The organism is Streptomyces sp. NPDC005805, assembly GCF_040630445.1.
Taxonomy (GTDB): domain Bacteria; phylum Actinomycetota; class Actinomycetes; order Streptomycetales; family Streptomycetaceae; genus Streptomyces.
This window is the reverse complement of record NZ_JBEXXN010000020.1, coordinates 47,625-62,814: the sequence shown is the minus strand read 5'-3', so window position 1 is coordinate 62,814 and position 15,190 is coordinate 47,625. Positions and strand designations below refer to the sequence as shown.

Genomic DNA, 15,190 nt, shown 5'->3' with positions numbered 1-15,190 from the left:
CTCAGAGCTCCCCGCGCTCGAGCAGGTCCCTCATGGCGTCCTCGGCGCGGCGGAGCACGATCCGTCCGTCTCCGTCGCTGAAGGCCAGGAGGTCTGCCCCGGGTGCGATGCCAGCCTCCGCGAGCAGGCCAATGGGGAGCTCGACGCGCCCCTGATCGTCGACACGGAGTTCCGCCGGTTCACGAAGCATGGGACGAGTGTGGCACCCTCACACTCGTAGGCCGACGACGGGCTGGGGCTGAGGTATGGCAGCACGTGAGGACACCACGAGCACGCAGTGGGTCAGCACCGAACTGAGCGGCCATCTGCGCGGTCGGCGCGCCCGCGACACGAAGCCGGAGATGGCCCTCCGGCGTGCCGTGCACCGGCTCGGCCTCCGGTTCCGTCTACAGCGCAAGGTGGCTGCCCGTTGCACGGCGGACTTCGTCCTGCCCAGGTACGACGTGGCGGTGTTCGTCGACGGGTGCTTCTGGCACGGATGTCCTGTGCACGGGCCGAAGACCTTCCGCGGCCCGAACGCCGCCTTGTGGGAGGCGAAGATCGAGACCAACAAGGAGCGCGACCGCCGGAACACCGCGGCAGCCGAGGCCGCTGGGTGGACTGTAGTCCGTGTCTGGGAGTGCGATATCCGGGCGGACGTCGAGCGCGCCGCGCTCAGCGTCGCCCAGTTGTGCGAACAGGCTTCCGAGCCTGGGTCGGCACCGTCTCCCGTCCGTGGGTACCGGTCAACGCGTCCGTGAACAGGTCGCCCGAGACCCTCTCCCTGGCGACGCAGTACTTACTCAGGGGGCACACCTCGCAGAGCGGCTCCTTGGCCCGGCAGAAGCTGCTTCCGATGAGCCGGAGCGCCGCCATACGCAGAGGCGCGTCCTCGCCGGCTCCAACGAGCTTAACCAGATCCACTCGACCGTCGCTCAGCCTGTTCGTGCGATCCGAATCACTGCCGTGCAGACGGGCGGCGACGCGCAGCGCCCCCTGCCCGACCCACAGGAGGTCCTCGCCGACCAGCAGCCGGTACACCGTCGCCTCAGCCGGCTTCAGCTTCAACTGCTCGCGGACCTTCTCCTCGTCGGCCCAGACGCTCGACTGATCGATCACCGCGGTGAGCCGGGCGACCCGGGCCTTCGCAGCCTCGGAGGGCGCCGCCGCAGTAAGCGTCTCGAGTGCGGCCTTGCTAAGGGACGTCTGTCCCCGCACGGCCTCAACCATCTCCGCCAGCTGCGCGGGCTGGATCCGGGTCCCGGACAGTATGGCTACGACGGCGGCCTGCAAGCCGGACATCTGCTTGCCCGGAAGCTGGTACCAGTCCTCCGACTCACGCCGTGCTTCGGCCCAGGCGGTCAGATCCCTTCGCACCGTGCGCCAGTGCGGCTGGAGTCCCCCCTCGGTCGGCTGCTCGTCAACTACGGGCAGCAGGGCCTCCGCGGCAGCCTCGCCAAGAAGGGGCGGCACAGCGTTACCGATCTGGCGGAAGGCGTCACTGCGCGTCCCGGCGAAGCGGAACCTGTCCGGGAACGTCTGCACTCGCGCGGCCTCCCGCACGGTGAGGGTGCGCGGCTGGTCCTGGTCCGGGTGGATGTACCAGTAGCCGTCCTTGGCGATGTGTGCGGTGATCGACCTGCTGAGGTCCGCCCAGTCGAGCTTCTTGTACTTGTCCGTGAAGTGGTCGGCCTTGTAGCGCTGCAGTTCCGGGGTGATCTGCGAGTACAGGGTCTTGGAGTCCATGCTGGAGAAGATCTCCGCGTCGTCCTTCCGGACCCGTCGGGTCATGTGGTCCCACACCCGGTCCTTGCGCGCCCACTTACGCATGTCCTGAGCGAACTTGGAAAGCTCGGACGGTTCCTCGTACGGGAGTTCGCGCTGCCCGACACGCTCGGTGGGCACGACAGGCAGCACCGGCAGGTCACCGATGGCGTCACGCAGCGTGGTCCGCTGATCGTGCTCCAGCTCCTGCCGCCACGAGAAGCGCTCCACGTCGTTCCTCGCGAGCAGGATCAGTCGCTTCCTGTGCTGCGGAACGCCGTACTTCCACGCATCGACGAGACGGACCTGCGTCGCGTATCCGAGGTCCTCCAGCTGCTCCTCGATGGTGCGCACCACGAAGAAGTCGTCGCCGAGACCCATGTCCGGCACGTTCTCCATGAGGACCGCACGCGGCCGGAGGCGCTTCACGACGTCGAGGTAGGCGCTCCACAGCTCCTTGCGGCGATCATGGGGATCACGACCGTGATGCTCCACGAGGCTGCGGATCTTGCTCCGGCCAGCCCTGCTGAACGGCTGGCATGGCGGGCCTCCGGCCACCAGATCGATCTTGGCGGGCGCCAGCATCTCGACGAGCCTGTCACGCTCGTCAGGATTACCCAGATCCATGTGGAGACTCATGCCGGGGAAGTTCGCAGCGTGCGTCTGGAGCGCGCGCTCGTCGAAGTCGACCGCGGCCGCGACCGTCCACCCGGCTCGCTCCAGTCCGAGGCTCAGTCCACCCGCTCCGGAGAAGAGGTCGACGGCCAGACGCTTGCCAGCACCGAAGCCACCGAGCCACTTGCCGAAGTTCTCGGGCTTGCAACTGTTCCTGTGACGCCTGAGCTCCAGACAGTCGCTCCGCTCCAGAGGCACCCCATAGTGCTGCCTGCGCACTGCGCCAACCTCCATCGGACGAGAAGAACGAGCACCAGGAGATCACACAACCTCTGGCAAGATCAAGAATCCGGCGTCCACCTCGGATGGCTGGATCGATTAGGACGCCACAGGCGCCCCGAGAATATTACGCGGCACCCACCCCTGTATTGGAAAGCAACCCCCCAGTAACGCTGGAGAGGGTCAACCATACGGACAAACACTGACAAGACCATCGGAGCTCTCGCCATTCGAGCTACCCTGCGGGCTCGGCTCCCGCCCCGAGGCAATGTCGGTGTCCTGCATTCGGCCAATCCCATGGTCGAGCTGCCTGCCCTTCCCGCTACCCGATGCGGAATACCCGCGGCGTCCCCTTGATTGCCCTCTGTAGAGATCGCGGGAGGGGCGCTGGTGGCCGAGCTGATGATGTTCCGACGGGACGCGGACGGACGGGATGTCGAGCTGTCAAGCTCTACGGTGGCGCTGGAGGTGGAGCTGCAGCGGCGGGTCGAGGCCGGCCTGGAGCAGATGCTGGGCGTCCGTTTCCTGGCCTCGGAGTATCCGACCGGGCCTTGGCACCGGGGGCGGATCGACACCCTGGGGCTCGATGAGAACGGCAGTCCGGTGGTGATCGAGTTCAAGAAGGGCTCGGACAGCGGGGTGATGTCCCAGGCGGTCTCCTACCTGTCCTGGCTGGAATCGGCGCACCACGAGTTCGAGGCGCTCGTGCGGAAGGTGCTGGGGGCGGAGGTGGCCGAGTCCGTCGACTGGCGTCGTCCGCGGATGATCTGCATCGCGGCGGGCTTCTCGCACCACGACCGGGTGGCGGTGCAGAGGTTGCCCGAACGGATCGACCTGGTGCGCTACCGGATCTTCGACGGTGGCCTGCTGGGGCTGCTGCTCGTGGACTCCGCGACCGGCTTCCCGAGCGCTGCCTCCTCTCGCCGGGGCCGGGAGCGGGCACCCGTGGCAGACAGCGTGCCGACGGCTTCGACGGTCTCTCCGCCTGCGGGTGGAGGAGCGGTGCCGGAGTGCCTGCGGGACCTGTACGCGGAACTGGACGAGGCGCTCACGGCATGGGGCGAGGTGGAGGTCGCGTCGCTGCGGCACTACATCGCCTACCGGCGGTTGGTGAACGTGGCGTCGGTGATCTTCCGTCCGAAGCACGAGGCGATCCTGGTGTACCTCAGACTCGACCCGGACACGGTCGAGTTGGAGGAGGGCTTCACCCGGGACATGCGCGGTATCGGACACCTCGGGACCGGCGACCTGGAGGTCCGCGTCGTCTCGGCAGCCGACTTGGAGAAGGCGGCGCCGCTGATCCGGCGGGCGTTCGAGGCGGCCTGACGTAACAGGAGGGGCGGCTGGTGCATCGGTTAGTCGATGCTCCAGCCGCCCCTTTGGCGTCTGTGGGCCGCCGGCCCTGGCCTCTCTCCGCTCTCACGGTCATGCCTCCGGTCCGGCCAGCTCGAAGTCGTCCTTCGTCAGCTCGGCCCGCAGCCGCTCCTCCGCGACGTCCGCGTAGTGCGCGGACAGCTCGACGCCCACGAAGCGGCGTCCCTCGCGCAGGGCCGCGACCCCTGTGGAGCCGCTGCCGGTGAACGGGTCAAGGACGGTGCCGCCCTCGGGGCAGACCTGGACGAGCTGCTGCATTACCTCGACCGGCTTCTGGGTGATGTGAACCCGGCCCTTGCGGGGCTGGGAGGCGATGTAGTGCCCCGGCAGGTAGAGATCGCGGGTGTTGTCGAGGGAGCCCTTGACGCCCCAGATGATGAACTCCGAGTCCTGCTTCGGCCCGCCCTTGCGGGGCCGACTGGACGGCTTGATCCACGGAATCGTGCCGCTCCAGGTCCATCCCGCCATCTGCAGGGCGTCGGAGGTGGTCGGCTCCTGGCGCCAGTCGGTGAAGACCATCGCGACCGCGTGCTCGGTCGAGGCCCGGTACGCCTCGGTGAGAAGTTCGGTGAGCCAGGAGCGGTAGGAGCGCTGGTCACGGTTCTCGCCGGGGAAGTTAGCGAGGTCGTGCGTCGAGTTGCTCGTGACGTACTTGGCACGTGCGGTACGGCCGGTCCGGTCGGAGCTGGTGCGGCCCCCGGAGTTGTACGGCGGATCGGTGATCACCGCCTGGACGCTCTCGTCCGGGAGGGACTTCAGGATGGTCAGGGCGTCGCCTCGGTGCAGCGTGTAGCTCATGGGGAGGGCCTCTCTTCGGGCGCGGCGGAGTCTGGACCTGCTCCGGACAGCGCTCAACGGCGTGCATCCGGTGCGAGGTTGCAGCGGAGGTTAACGGCGAATTCCGGCCGCGCCTAACGAGGTGGCTCCCTGCTTCGGGCTCCTGGATGGCAGTCGTTTGGCGCGGCCGGAATCCCGGTCTACTGTCTCGCCGTGCCACCGGGAAGGAGCGCTGCTCCACCCCCGCTGAGCTGTGCTTATCCGTGCTGCCTCGTCCAATCGAGCAGCGTCGGAGGCATGTTGCCCATCTGCCCGCGAGCACCATGAGGAGGCCCCTGTGCACTGCCTGAGATTACGAGCGCGGCTGGCTGCCGCGCGTGACCTGAAACCGGCGTCCTGGAGCTACCAACTCCTCTGACCCGGGCCCGCCGAGAGGCGGATGCACATCGGCGCGGTGCCGACGGCTTTGCACGAGAAGTCGGCACCGTGTCTCCTTCGAACACCGAGGAGCCGCTGCGATGCAGCATGCCCTGACACACCCGCGCCCCGACCCACCTCCCTCGCCCCGTCCGCACCGCCGTCGCGCTGAACGGCGGCGGCCGTGAAGAAGACGACGGGAGCCCTCGTCGGTCTGTGCGCCACCGGACCACTCCTGCTGGCACTGCCGATCCTCGGCATCGGCGCCGGGACCGCCTCGGCCTCGTGCTCGACCGACGGTGCACAGGGTGTGGACGCCTCCGCCGTCGCCAAGCAGGTGAAGGCCATCCTGGACGGCGGCGACAAGGGCTCGGTCTCCGTGCCGGGGCTGGACGCGCCTGCCGACCAAGTGCCCAACGCCAAGACGATCCAGGCCACGGGCGTTGCGATGAACATCCCCGCCCGAGGGCAGGTCGTCGCCCTGGCGACCGCGCTGCAGGAGAGCGGCCTGCGGAACCTGACCTACGGCGACCGCGATTCGCTGGGTCTCTTCCAGCAGCGGCCGTCGATGGGCTGGGGTACGGCCAGCCAGATCCTCGACCCGGTGCACGCCTCGACGAAGTTCTACGAGGGGCTCAAGAAGGTCTCCGGCTGGCAGTCCCTCTCTGTCACCCAGGCCGCGCAGGCGGTACAGAAGTCGGGCTTCCCGGAGGCGTACGCCAAATGGGAGCCGCTGGCCACCGCCCTGCAGAAGGCCATCGAGCCCCTGCTGCAGAAGGCCGACGCATCGCCGAGCCCGTCGCCGTCCGGCTCTGCCGACACCGGCAGCCCCTCTCCCGATTCCGCGGGGGGTTGTTCGGCGGACGGCGACGGGACGGACTTCGGCACCATCCCGGCGGGTGCACTGCCGAAGGAGTACAGGATTCCCGCCTCCGCGCCGCCGAAGGTACAGACGGCGATCCGGTGGGCGCTCGGCCAGCTCGGCACCCCGTATCAGTGGGGCGGCACGTGCACCGACTCCCACGGCAAGAACCCGATGGGCCGCTGCGACTGCTCCTCCCTGATGCAGGGCGCGTACAAGGCCGCCGGGGTCACCCTGACGCGGACCACGTATACGCAGGTCAAGGACGGCAAGGCCGTCTCGGTCGATGCTCTCAAGCCGGGCGACCTCCTCTTCACCGAGGGGACGGCCGCCGTACCGGAACACGTCGGGATGGCGATCGGGCAGGGCCTGATCGTCCACGCCCCGCACACCGGTGACGTCGTGCGGATCACCACCGTCGCGTCCTGGAAATCGCGGATTCTCGCGGCCCGCCGAGTCGTCTGACCGGCGCTCCTCCCCCTCCTCACCTCCTCTCGCACCGCTGGTTCGCCCCTCCGGGCTTTGGCGTGCGCTCATTCGAACTGGAGTTCCCATGTATCTCGCTGAACAGGTCATACAGCTCGCCTACGACCCCGGAATCAAGCCCAACGAGGGCGGGCTCCCTGGCCTCAACGTCCTCAAGCAGGTGATGGGCTCGATCAACTTGTTCGGACTCATCGCCGTGGTCGGAGCCCTCGCCGTCAGTGCAGGCGTGTGGGCCTGGGGTCACCACTCCGGTGGTCACCAGGCCGAGGCGAACGGGAAGAAGGGCGTGCTGGTCAGCGCTGGCGCGGCCCTTCTTCTCGGTGCGGCCAACGGTGTAGTGGCGTTCTTCTCGACGCTCGGGACGCAGGTCCACTGATGGCTCAGCACTCCACCCACCCCGGCGGCGCATCTCGCGTGCGCCGCCGGGCGCTGCTCGGCACTGCCGTCCTGGCGGTGCTCGTCGCCCTCGTCGGCCTGGCCGCCTACCTCACCCGCGAGGGCCGAAGCCCCTCCGATACCGCTTCCCCACCGCCGAGTTCGCCCACGGCATCCTCGTCGACCGCGGCGCCGTCCGGGCCGCACACCAGGCCCCACGCCCTGCCCGTTCCGCCGAAAACCCACGACCCGATCACGTACGGGAAGGCCGCCGCCGCAGCGCTGTGGTCGTACGACACCCGCGCGTACTCGCAGCCCGAGCTGCGCAAGGCGCTGCGCGGCTGGCTGACCACGGAGTCGAAGTACGCCGACCCGGCCTCCGTCGACCAGGCGGTCCCCTCTGCCGTGCTGTGGAAGGAGATGGCGGCCAACAAACAGGTCGCCACCGCCAAGATCAACGAGGGGCACTTCCCGCACGCCTTCACCCAAGCCCTCCAGGACGACCCCGGGGCGATCACCCAGGCGTACGTCTACGCCGTCACGGTCTCCGGCAAGCAGTCGATTCGCTGGAAGGGCTCGGCCGCCGGCGGCGCGGAGAGCCGCTCCACCACCCTCGCGGTCCAGTGCCGGCCCAACCACCCCTGCGCCCTGGTCGGCGTCATGCCGTCCGTCGCGCCCTGACCCTCGCCCCAGAACGGAGGTACGACCCATGGGAGTCTGCGACTTCCCGCTGATGGACAAGGTGTGCGGCGCTGTCGACTTCGCCACCAACCCCGCCGGCACCGTCACCGACGGTCTCGGCGCGTGGATCGCGAAGTCGGCAGGCGAGCTGGCGTCCAGCGCGGCCGACCTTGCCGCCAAGGCCGTCAACAAGACGACGGCCATCGACCTCAACGCCGGGTGGTTCCGCGACAACTACGAGCTGCTGCTGCCCATCGGCCTCGCCCTGACCGTCGGCATCTTCTGCATCCAACTCATGACCGCGGCCTGGCGCCGAGACGAACGTGCCCTCGCCAAGGCGGCGTTCGGCACCATGACCGGAGTCCTGTTCAGCTTCTCCGCCATCGCCTTCACGACCGTCGCCATCACCGTGGTGGACGCACTGTCCGACGGCCTCTTCAAAGCCGCCAACACCTCGATCGACGACGCGATCCGTCGTGTGATCAAGGTTGATCAGATGGGGGCCATGTACGGCCTCGGCTGGGGTGTGCCCGCGCTGGTGGCCTTCGGGTGCGCGATCGGTGCCTTCCTCTACTGGGGCGTGATGGTGGCCCGCAAGGTCGGCGTCCTGATCATGGTCGCGCTCGCGGTGTTCGCCGGGGCGGGCGGCGGCTGGGAAGTCGCCAAACGGTGGCGGCGCGGCTGGATCGAGGCCACAGGAACCCTGATCGTCTCCAAGCTGTTGATGACCGTGGTCTTCCTGATCGGCGTCTCCGCCATGGGCAAGACCGACGCCAGCGACGGAATGGCGGCCCTGTCCGACGCGATGGCCGGCATCGTCGTGATGGTCCTGGTGTTGCTCTGCCCCTACGCGACGTACAAGTTCGTCCACTGGGCCAGCGACGGCGGCGGCCACGACGACATGCACCGCACCGGTGTCGCCGGCATGGCGGTCGCCGCAGGAGCCGCGAAGACCGCAGGCAGCCTCGCGATGCGGGCCGGTACCGGCGCCCCCGCTCCGCAGGGGCCGAACCAGGTCCCGGGCGCGGGCACCGATGGCGTCGCCTCCGGCATCAACCCCTCCGGCGGCAACCTCAGCAAGGAGGGCATCGACGCCGGGCCGCCCAAGCAGCAGACCCGCTTCCGGTACGGCGAAGACCCGGACGCGAGCGGCGACAAGGGCCGGGCTCTGATCCAGCGCCCCGGGATCCCACCACTGATCACACGTCCTGGTGAGGACGAACCGGAAGGGCCCGAATCGGCTGCCCAAGGCGTTGCGGGCGGCTCCGGTCACCTCGCAGCCGCATCGGCTCCGGGCGGCGACATGACCTCCATGCCGCCGGCCGACCCCGGACCTTCGGCCTCGGGCACTCCGGCATCCGGGTCCGGTCCGTCGGCCACCGGCTCCGCGACGCCGACGAACTGGGTGTATCCCACCCAGCCGCCGTCGGGTTCCTGACCCACATCCCCCGGGGGCGGGCCGCACTCCACGGCGCGCCCCCGCCTCCCACCAGCAGGAAGGTTTCGCCATGACGTCCAGAAGAGCGCCGCGCGCCTCGTCCTCCGCCCGCTCCCACCGTCTGGAACCACCATGTCCGGCAAGCACCAGTCCTCCACGCCCACCGTGAAGTTTCCCCACCGCAGCAGGCGCGGCGTCCTGCTCGGCCTGTCCGTCCCGCAGTTGGTCGTCGCCGGGCTCACCGGCCTTCTCCTTCTCGCCGTGATCCTCGCCCGCGGTGTGGTCGGCGCCCTCCAGCTCATCCCGCTGTGGGCCGTGATCGCCCTGCTCGTCTTCGTCCGCCACCGAGGCCGTGCTCTGGCGGACTGGGCCCCGATCGTCGTCCGGTACGCGCTGCGCCGGATGCGAGGCCAGCTCGTCTGGCTCACCCGGCCCTCCCGCCGGCCGACCCGCGAGGGACTGCTCCACCTTCCCGGCACCGCTGCCAGCCTGCGCGTGACCACTGCTCCCGACGGCAAGTACGGCGCCGTCCACAACCCGCACACCGGGACGCTGACCGCGGTGGTCAAGGTCTCCTCCCGCGCCTACGCCCTGCTCGACCCCGGCGCCCAGCAGGCCAACGTCGGCGGCTGGGGACGCGCGCTGGCAGCTCTCGCCCGTACCGGGCAGATCGCCCGCATCCAGGTGATCGAGCGCACCATCCCCGACTCCGGCGACGCGCTGCGCCGCTACTGGGAAGAGCACGGCCGCCCCGACACCCCGATGGCCGGCGCGATCTACAACGAGCTGATCCAGAGCGCCGGCCCCGCAGCCGCCCCGCACGAGGCGTACGTCGCGGTGTCCCTGGACACCAAGGCGGCCCGTCGGCTGATCAACCAGGCCGGCGGCGGTCTCACCGGTGCCTTCAGCGTCCTCGCCCAGCTCACCTCCACGTTCGACCAGGCGGCGCGGACCGCCGGTCTCACCCCGACGGGCTGGCTCACCGCCCGCGAGATCGCCGCCGTGGTGCGCACTTCCTATGACCCGAAGGCGCTGGCGACACTCGACCGCTGGTCCACGGCCTGTCGCCCCGAGGCCGAGCCCGCCGCCGCCGGACCCGTCGTGGTCGTCGAGAAGGCGGACCACATCGCCACCGACTCCGCCGTGCACGCCACCTACTGGGTGGAGAACTGGCCGCGCACCGAGACCAGCGCCGGCTTCCTGCACCAGCTCCTGTTCACCGGCGGGGTGCGGCGCACGCTGTCGCTCTCCTACGAGCCGAAGAACCTCGACGCCGCCCTGCGCGACGTGCAGCGCAAGAAGTCCAGCGTGATCGCCGACGCCGCCGAACGGGCCCGGCGCGGCCAGGTCGACTCCGAGGCGGACTCGATCGAGTACCAGGACATCAAGTCCCGCGAACGCCAGCTCATCGCCGGGCACGCCGACGTCGCCCTGACCGGTCTGCTGACCGTCTCGGCCGACACCGAGGACGAGCTGCGCACCGCCTGCGCCGTCGTGGAGACCGCCGCTGTCGGCGCCCAGCTCGATCTCCGGCCGCTGACCTGGCAGCAGGCCGAGGCGTTCACCGCCGCCGCCCTGCCGCTCGCGCTCGCTGCCTGACCCTTCCCTTCGAAAGAGCACCTTCATGTCCCGCACCGCCAGCCCGACCGCGCAGGACTTCGTGCCCTTCGCCACCGCCGCGCTCGACTTCCACCGGGCGCTCAACATCCCGGGCGGCCCGCTGGTCACCACCCGGGCCGAGCTGGACGCCCTGCACGCGCACCTCGTTTCGCTGTACGGGCTGCTCGACGCCCACACCGGTCGCACCGGGCAGCTCGTCGCGGTCGAGGGCGACCAGCTCCGTACCGCCCGCACCCGCATCTGGCAGGCCGCCGAGCACCTCCACGCCGCCTACCACGCGGCGCCCCGGCCGGACTCCGGCGAGATCCCCGCACCGGAGGCGTGCCAGGCCGGCCTTCCGGAGGGAGCACCGGAACTGACCATCTGCCAGCGCCACCAGCGCACCGCTCATCTCGTCCGGCGGCGCACCACCCCGGCCGACCTGCACGCACCGTTCACCGGCCTCGTCCGCCGCTGACCCACCCCTCATCTGGAGAAACGCTCATGCCCCGTACCCGCGCCAGCGCCTCCCCACTGTTCGTGCCCCGTAAGACCACACGCGCCGAACAGCGAGCCGCCCGAGCCGGTTTCACCGAAGCCCGCCGCCAGGCACGCCTCGTCGGCAACCCGCCCAAGCACCGCGCCGAGCAGACCCTCGACCCGGATCTGCGGCCCACCTACCCGCCCGCCGGTCGCCCCGGTCCGGCCTCCGCCCGCGGCGGCAAGCTCGCCCTGCCCGCCCACCGGATGACCACCGCCACAGCCAGCGGCGCGTACCCGTTCGTGGCCGAGGGCGGCCTGGGCGCCGAAGGGGTGTTCATCGGCCGCGATGTGCACGCGGAGGCGGCCTTCTGCTTCGACCCGTTCTCGCTCTACAACAGCGGCAGGGTGGAGGGCTTCACCAACCCCAACGCGGTCCTGGCCGGGATCATCGGCATGGGCAAGTCGGCGCTGGCGAAGTCGATCGCCACCCGGTCGATCGCCCACGGCTACCGGATCTACATCCCCTGCGATCCCAAGGGGGAGTGGACCGGCGTCTCGCAGGCCCTCGGCGGCTACAGCATCGCCCTGGGCCCGGGGCTCCCCGGCCGGTTGAACCCGCTGGACGCCCCGGCCCGTCCCGCCTCCGTGAGCGAGGAGGACTGGTTCACGGAGGTTCGCAAGCGCCGTCTGCTGCTGCTGGCCAGCCTCGCCCGCACCGTGCTGAAGCGCGACCTGCTGCCGATGGAGCACACGGCCCTCGACCTGGCCCTGGATCTGGTCGTCGCCGACGCCGCCGCCCGGGGCACGGTGCCGCTGCTCGGCGAGATCGCGCACGTACTCGGCTCCCCCGAGCGCCTCGACCAGTCCCTCGGCCACCAGGCAGGGCACCTGGGTTCAGCCGCCCAGGACCTCGCCCACGCCCTGCGACGGCTCGTGCACGGCGACTTGAGCGGCATGTTCGACGCGCCGAGCACCGTGTCGTTCGACCCGACCACACCGATGCTGTCCATCGATCTCTCCCGTCTCGGCGGCTCCGGTGACGACACGGCACTGGTGCTCGCGATGACGTGCGCGAGCGCGTGGATGGAGTCAGCCCTCAGTGATCCCGATGGTGGTCGGCGCTGGGTGATCTACGACGAGGCGTGGCGACTGATGCGGCACGTCGGGCTGCTGGAGCGGATGCAGAGCCAGTGGAAGCTCTCCCGAGGGCTGGGCATCGCGAACCTCATGGTGATCCACCGGCTCAGCGACTTGCTCTCGGCGGGCGACGCCGGTTCACGCGGCCGAGTCCTCGCCGAGGGGCTCCTCGCGGACTGCAGCACGCGCATCATCTACCGCCAGGAGCCCGACCAGCTCGCCGCCGCTGCCTCTCTGCTCGGCCTGACCGGCGTCGAGACCCAGGCGGTGTCCGCCCTGACCAAGGGCCGAGGTCTGTGGAAGGTCGCCAGCCGCTCGTTCATCACCCAGCACATCCTCCACCCGGCCGAGCGGGAGCTGTTCGACACAGACGCCCGCATGGCCGCCTAGCCCAACGACCAGCACAGCAACGGGAATCGATCATGTCTTCTTCCACTGCTTCCTCCGGTGACAACCAGCCGTCGCAGGCCACCGACCCTTTGGCGTGGCGACGGCACCTCCCGGCACTGGCCTCGGCCGCCGCCGGGATCAACGAGGCGTGCGACGCCTGGGACGCGGTTTCGGACTCCCTCTGCGACGCGGACGGCTGGCCGCTGGACGACAAGGTCTACGGGGACGGGAAGGTCAAGCGGGACGCCGAAGCGTGGAAGCACGCCGAGGTGTTCCTCGACCACGGACCCGAGGTGCTGGCCGGGGTCCGCGCCGCCGCCGACGGCCCCGACTGCGTCGAGGGGCCGATCAGTGACGACCTCCGTCGGATACGCGGGATCGACACCATCCTGCTCCGGGCGGAGGAACTGCGGCACGAATGGGACGGCGTCATGGCGCTTATGGACGGTTCGCAGCCGAGCGTGCTCCACCTCTACAAGGAGCGTGCCGAGGAGCACCGCAACACCGAAGGCTGGCACTACTCACACGAACTCGGCTCCAAGGGACCGGCGTTGGTGCGCGTCGGCGAATACCTCGCTCACCGAGCGGACACCGAACGGCCGGCGCAGACCGAGCGGGCTCGCGTCGCCCTGACCCGCTCGACGCACAAAACCCTTGACGTATCACCTGCTTCGCCCCAGGTCCCGCCGGCATCGCCTCCGCCAGCTCCCGGTCGCTCGCGGTGATCCCTAGCACGCAGTCACGGCAGCGCCAAACTGCCCGATCACCGGATCCTCATGGACCACCGCACCCCTTCAAGCTCCACGCCCCCGTCGGCTCCCGCCGTGCGGCGGGGCGTTCGCAACGGAGAACTCCATGCACCACGAAACCCCGCCCCCGACCGCCGCGTCCGATCCGCGTCGCCTTCAGGCCGCCCTCTGTTCCGCGCTCGGGCAGCGCGGCCTGGAGTGCACCGTCGAGTACGGCCTCAGCGACTACATCGTCCACGCCGAGCTTCCCGACGGCAGTTCGCTGATCATCTCGCCGCCGCAGGAGCCACCCTCCGAGCACCCCGAGAACCCGGAAAGCTGGATGGCCACCCGCCACCGGTCCGTCGAGCCTGCCGTCTACGAGGTGATCTACGACTCCGAGCCGGACGGTCCGCATGCGCGCCACGGCGGCAGCTTGGCGTATCTCCTCTCCGCTGTCGACGCCCGCCTGGACCAGCTTGGCGTACCACCACGCCAGGAGCAGGAACGTTCCGGCAAGGCGCGCGCCGCCACCGTGCTCCCGCCCGACTCCGCTCCATCCCGGACGAGTGTCGCTCTCGCCTCTTCTCCGTCGGTCGGCCAGCGCGTGCTCCCGACCGGTCCGCCGCCGGAGTCTTCCGCGCCGGCCGCGCCGCCGTCGGCCAGTTCCTCATCCGCTCCCCGGCTCTGACCGACCGCGATCCAGGAGTCCTCCGTGCACCGCACCCTCAGAACTGATCCGCCCGCCGCCCGCACCTGCAACCGCACCCGCCTCGGATGGATCTGCCATGCCCAGCCACTACGACGTGCTGCCCGACCTGGCCTTCGGCCACCACCCCGTCCACGGCATCGTCGCCGCGAACCCGAAGAACCTCGCGGCCGGCACCTGGATGCTCAAGGGATTCGACTTCCATCCCGTCCCCGACCAGCCGACGTTGTACGCGCTGGCCGACCAGAACCGTGACGGACACGGCCGTACGAGCCGGGCCATCGAGCTGCTGCGCAAGGCCGGCTACCAGGTCGATGTGGACGTCGCACTTGATCCTGCACCGGCGCCCGACACGGCACAGGTACGCGACCGCGGTCCGCTCGGTGAACCAGACGTCGCCTTCGCCGATCACCCGCGGCTCGGCATCGTCGCAGCCCTCGACGCCCGTGTCTCCGGCCTCAGCGGGCTCGCGCTGGTGGAAGACGGCTGGCGGCACAACTCGAGCCTGGACATCTACACGCTCCCCGCGACCACCGATCGCGTCGAGGCGCTGGGAAAAGTCGCCGACGCCACGGTGGCCCTGCACCGTTCGGGGCTCCAGGTCGCAGTGCAGCCCCGCCTCGCTCAAGAGGTGACGGCTCGGCCCCGCCCTGCTGCCACGCCGACCGCCGGCCGTGAGCGCGGCCGTGGTCCCGCTCGCGCGTCTCCGTTGAGCGCCGCCGCGCTCGCCGCCAGCCCGGCCCGTGCCGGTATCCCGGGCAGGGCGCCGGTCCCCGCCACCGCCGTCCCCACACCGGCGGTCCGGCCGGTTGACCCCCGCATCGCGTACTCCCGCGACCGCTGACCCAACTCCTCAAGGAGGCCCTTCCATGACCGTGAAGACGATCTGGCCTATCGACCACACCTGCGGTCACCATGCCGACCGCGACTTGTCCGACCGACCGGCTGACCGCCGCGCCGGCTTCGCCGAGTGGCTCGCCAGCCAGCTGACATACCCGCTCCCCAGGGGGTGGGGAATTACGCCGACAAACCACCTGGGGAATTACGCCGTCGTCGACAGCTCACGAGGTTCTGCAGCTACAGCAACGTCACCAAAG

General features: G+C 70.0%; 15 protein-coding genes. 12 read left to right on the top strand and 3 right to left on the bottom strand.

Annotation, left to right across the window (positions count from 1 at the left end; translation table 11 throughout):
• Position 1: 1 nt before the first annotated feature.
• Complete coding sequence (locus ABZ457_RS14105) at positions 2-190, bottom strand: AbrB/MazE/SpoVT family DNA-binding domain-containing protein (protein WP_037876646.1); 189 nt, start codon at positions 188-190, stop codon at positions 2-4.
• Positions 191-245: 55 nt separating this feature from the next.
• Here ABZ457_RS14105 and ABZ457_RS14100 point away from each other — a divergent pair, with 55 nt between their 5' ends.
• The gene (locus ABZ457_RS14100; protein WP_358889635.1) at positions 246-740 is read left to right on the top strand and encodes a very short patch repair endonuclease; all 495 of its coding nucleotides are present in this window, start codon (positions 246-248) and stop codon (positions 738-740) included.
• Here ABZ457_RS14100 and dcm read toward each other — a convergent pair.
• Positions 655-2,637 carry a DNA (cytosine-5-)-methyltransferase gene (gene dcm, locus ABZ457_RS14095; RefSeq protein WP_037876650.1) on the bottom strand — a complete coding sequence of 661 codons (1,983 nt, stop codon included), beginning with the start codon at positions 2,635-2,637 and terminating at the stop codon, positions 655-657. The two genes, ABZ457_RS14100 and dcm, sit on opposite strands and share 86 nt — an antisense overlap.
• Positions 2,638-3,027: 390 nt before the next feature.
• Here dcm and ABZ457_RS14090 point away from each other — a divergent pair, with 390 nt between their 5' ends.
• Entirely contained in the window at positions 3,028-3,963 is a 936-nt protein-coding gene (locus ABZ457_RS14090) for a DUF5655 domain-containing protein (RefSeq protein ID WP_359157505.1), read from the top strand.
• A gap of 99 nt (positions 3,964-4,062) precedes the next feature.
• Here the strand turns inward: ABZ457_RS14090 and ABZ457_RS14085 are convergent, their stop codons facing one another.
• Entirely contained in the window at positions 4,063-4,809 is a 747-nt protein-coding gene (locus ABZ457_RS14085) for a site-specific DNA-methyltransferase (RefSeq protein ID WP_359157503.1), read from the bottom strand.
• 580 nt (positions 4,810-5,389) lie between these two features.
• Here ABZ457_RS14085 and ABZ457_RS14080 point away from each other — a divergent pair.
• The 10 genes from ABZ457_RS14080 (at position 5,390) to ABZ457_RS14035 (ending at position 14,937) form a co-directional block, all read left to right on the top strand.
• The gene (locus ABZ457_RS14080; RefSeq protein ID WP_359157501.1) at positions 5,390-6,532 is read left to right on the top strand and encodes a C40 family peptidase; all 1,143 of its coding nucleotides are present in this window, start codon (positions 5,390-5,392) and stop codon (positions 6,530-6,532) included.
• An 88-nt stretch (positions 6,533-6,620) separates the two neighbouring features.
• Positions 6,621-6,929: a DUF6112 family protein gene (locus ABZ457_RS14075; protein WP_011029048.1), complete on the top strand. Its 309-nt coding sequence runs from the start codon at positions 6,621-6,623 to the stop codon at positions 6,927-6,929.
• A complete protein-coding gene (locus ABZ457_RS14070) occupies positions 6,929-7,609 on the top strand; it encodes a hypothetical protein (protein ID WP_359157499.1) in 681 nt (226 codons plus the stop codon). The genes ABZ457_RS14075 and ABZ457_RS14070 overlap by 1 nt, the downstream gene beginning before the upstream one ends.
• 28 nt (positions 7,610-7,637) lie before the next feature.
• Positions 7,638-9,047, top strand: a complete 1,410-nt coding sequence (locus ABZ457_RS14065) for an ATP-binding protein (RefSeq protein ID WP_359157497.1) — start codon at positions 7,638-7,640, stop codon at positions 9,045-9,047.
• Positions 9,048-9,179: 132 nt separating this feature from the next.
• A complete protein-coding gene (locus ABZ457_RS14060; RefSeq protein WP_359157495.1) occupies positions 9,180-10,646 on the top strand; it encodes an SCO6880 family protein in 1,467 nt (488 codons plus the stop codon).
• A gap of 25 nt (positions 10,647-10,671) precedes the next feature.
• Positions 10,672-11,124 (top strand): DUF6238 family protein, encoded by a 453-nt coding sequence (locus ABZ457_RS14055; protein WP_030804523.1) that lies wholly within the window; start codon positions 10,672-10,674, stop codon positions 11,122-11,124.
• A gap of 26 nt (positions 11,125-11,150) precedes the next feature.
• The gene (locus ABZ457_RS14050; protein ID WP_359157492.1) at positions 11,151-12,656 is read left to right on the top strand and encodes an ATP-binding protein; all 1,506 of its coding nucleotides are present in this window, start codon (positions 11,151-11,153) and stop codon (positions 12,654-12,656) included.
• Positions 12,657-12,688: 32 nt separating this feature from the next.
• On the top strand, positions 12,689-13,381 hold the full coding sequence (locus tag ABZ457_RS14045) for a hypothetical protein (protein ID WP_359157490.1): 693 nt from the start codon (positions 12,689-12,691) through the stop codon (positions 13,379-13,381).
• A 130-nt stretch (positions 13,382-13,511) separates the two neighbouring features.
• Positions 13,512-14,075: a hypothetical protein gene (locus tag ABZ457_RS14040; protein ID WP_359157488.1), complete on the top strand. Its 564-nt coding sequence runs from the start codon at positions 13,512-13,514 to the stop codon at positions 14,073-14,075.
• 97 nt (positions 14,076-14,172) lie between these two features.
• Entirely contained in the window at positions 14,173-14,937 is a 765-nt protein-coding gene (locus ABZ457_RS14035) for a hypothetical protein (protein WP_359157486.1), read from the top strand.
• The last annotated feature ends 253 nt before the right edge of the window (positions 14,938-15,190 follow it).

Excerpts from the sequence above, each read along its gene's own strand:
- ABZ457_RS14085 (WP_359157503.1), bottom strand. The coding sequence starts at position 4,809 with ATGAGCTACACGCTGCACCGAGGCGACGCCCTGACCATCCTGAAGTCC.
- ABZ457_RS14055 (WP_030804523.1), top strand. The coding sequence starts at position 10,672 with ATGTCCCGCACCGCCAGCCCGACCGCGCAGGACTTCGTGCCCTTCGCC.
- ABZ457_RS14075 (WP_011029048.1), top strand. The coding sequence starts at position 6,621 with ATGTATCTCGCTGAACAGGTCATACAGCTCGCCTACGACCCCGGAATC.
- ABZ457_RS14035 (WP_359157486.1), top strand. The coding sequence starts at position 14,173 with ATGCCCAGCCACTACGACGTGCTGCCCGACCTGGCCTTCGGCCACCAC.
- ABZ457_RS14105 (WP_037876646.1), bottom strand. The coding sequence starts at position 190 with ATGCTTCGTGAACCGGCGGAACTCCGTGTCGACGATCAGGGGCGCGTC.
- ABZ457_RS14050 (WP_359157492.1), top strand. The coding sequence starts at position 11,151 with ATGCCCCGTACCCGCGCCAGCGCCTCCCCACTGTTCGTGCCCCGTAAG.
- ABZ457_RS14045 (WP_359157490.1), top strand. The coding sequence starts at position 12,689 with ATGTCTTCTTCCACTGCTTCCTCCGGTGACAACCAGCCGTCGCAGGCC.
- ABZ457_RS14070 (WP_359157499.1), top strand. The coding sequence starts at position 6,929 with ATGGCTCAGCACTCCACCCACCCCGGCGGCGCATCTCGCGTGCGCCGC.
- ABZ457_RS14065 (WP_359157497.1), top strand. The coding sequence starts at position 7,638 with ATGGGAGTCTGCGACTTCCCGCTGATGGACAAGGTGTGCGGCGCTGTC.
- ABZ457_RS14100 (WP_358889635.1), top strand. The coding sequence starts at position 246 with ATGGCAGCACGTGAGGACACCACGAGCACGCAGTGGGTCAGCACCGAA.
- ABZ457_RS14060 (WP_359157495.1), top strand. The coding sequence starts at position 9,180 with ATGTCCGGCAAGCACCAGTCCTCCACGCCCACCGTGAAGTTTCCCCAC.
- ABZ457_RS14040 (WP_359157488.1), top strand. The coding sequence starts at position 13,512 with ATGCACCACGAAACCCCGCCCCCGACCGCCGCGTCCGATCCGCGTCGC.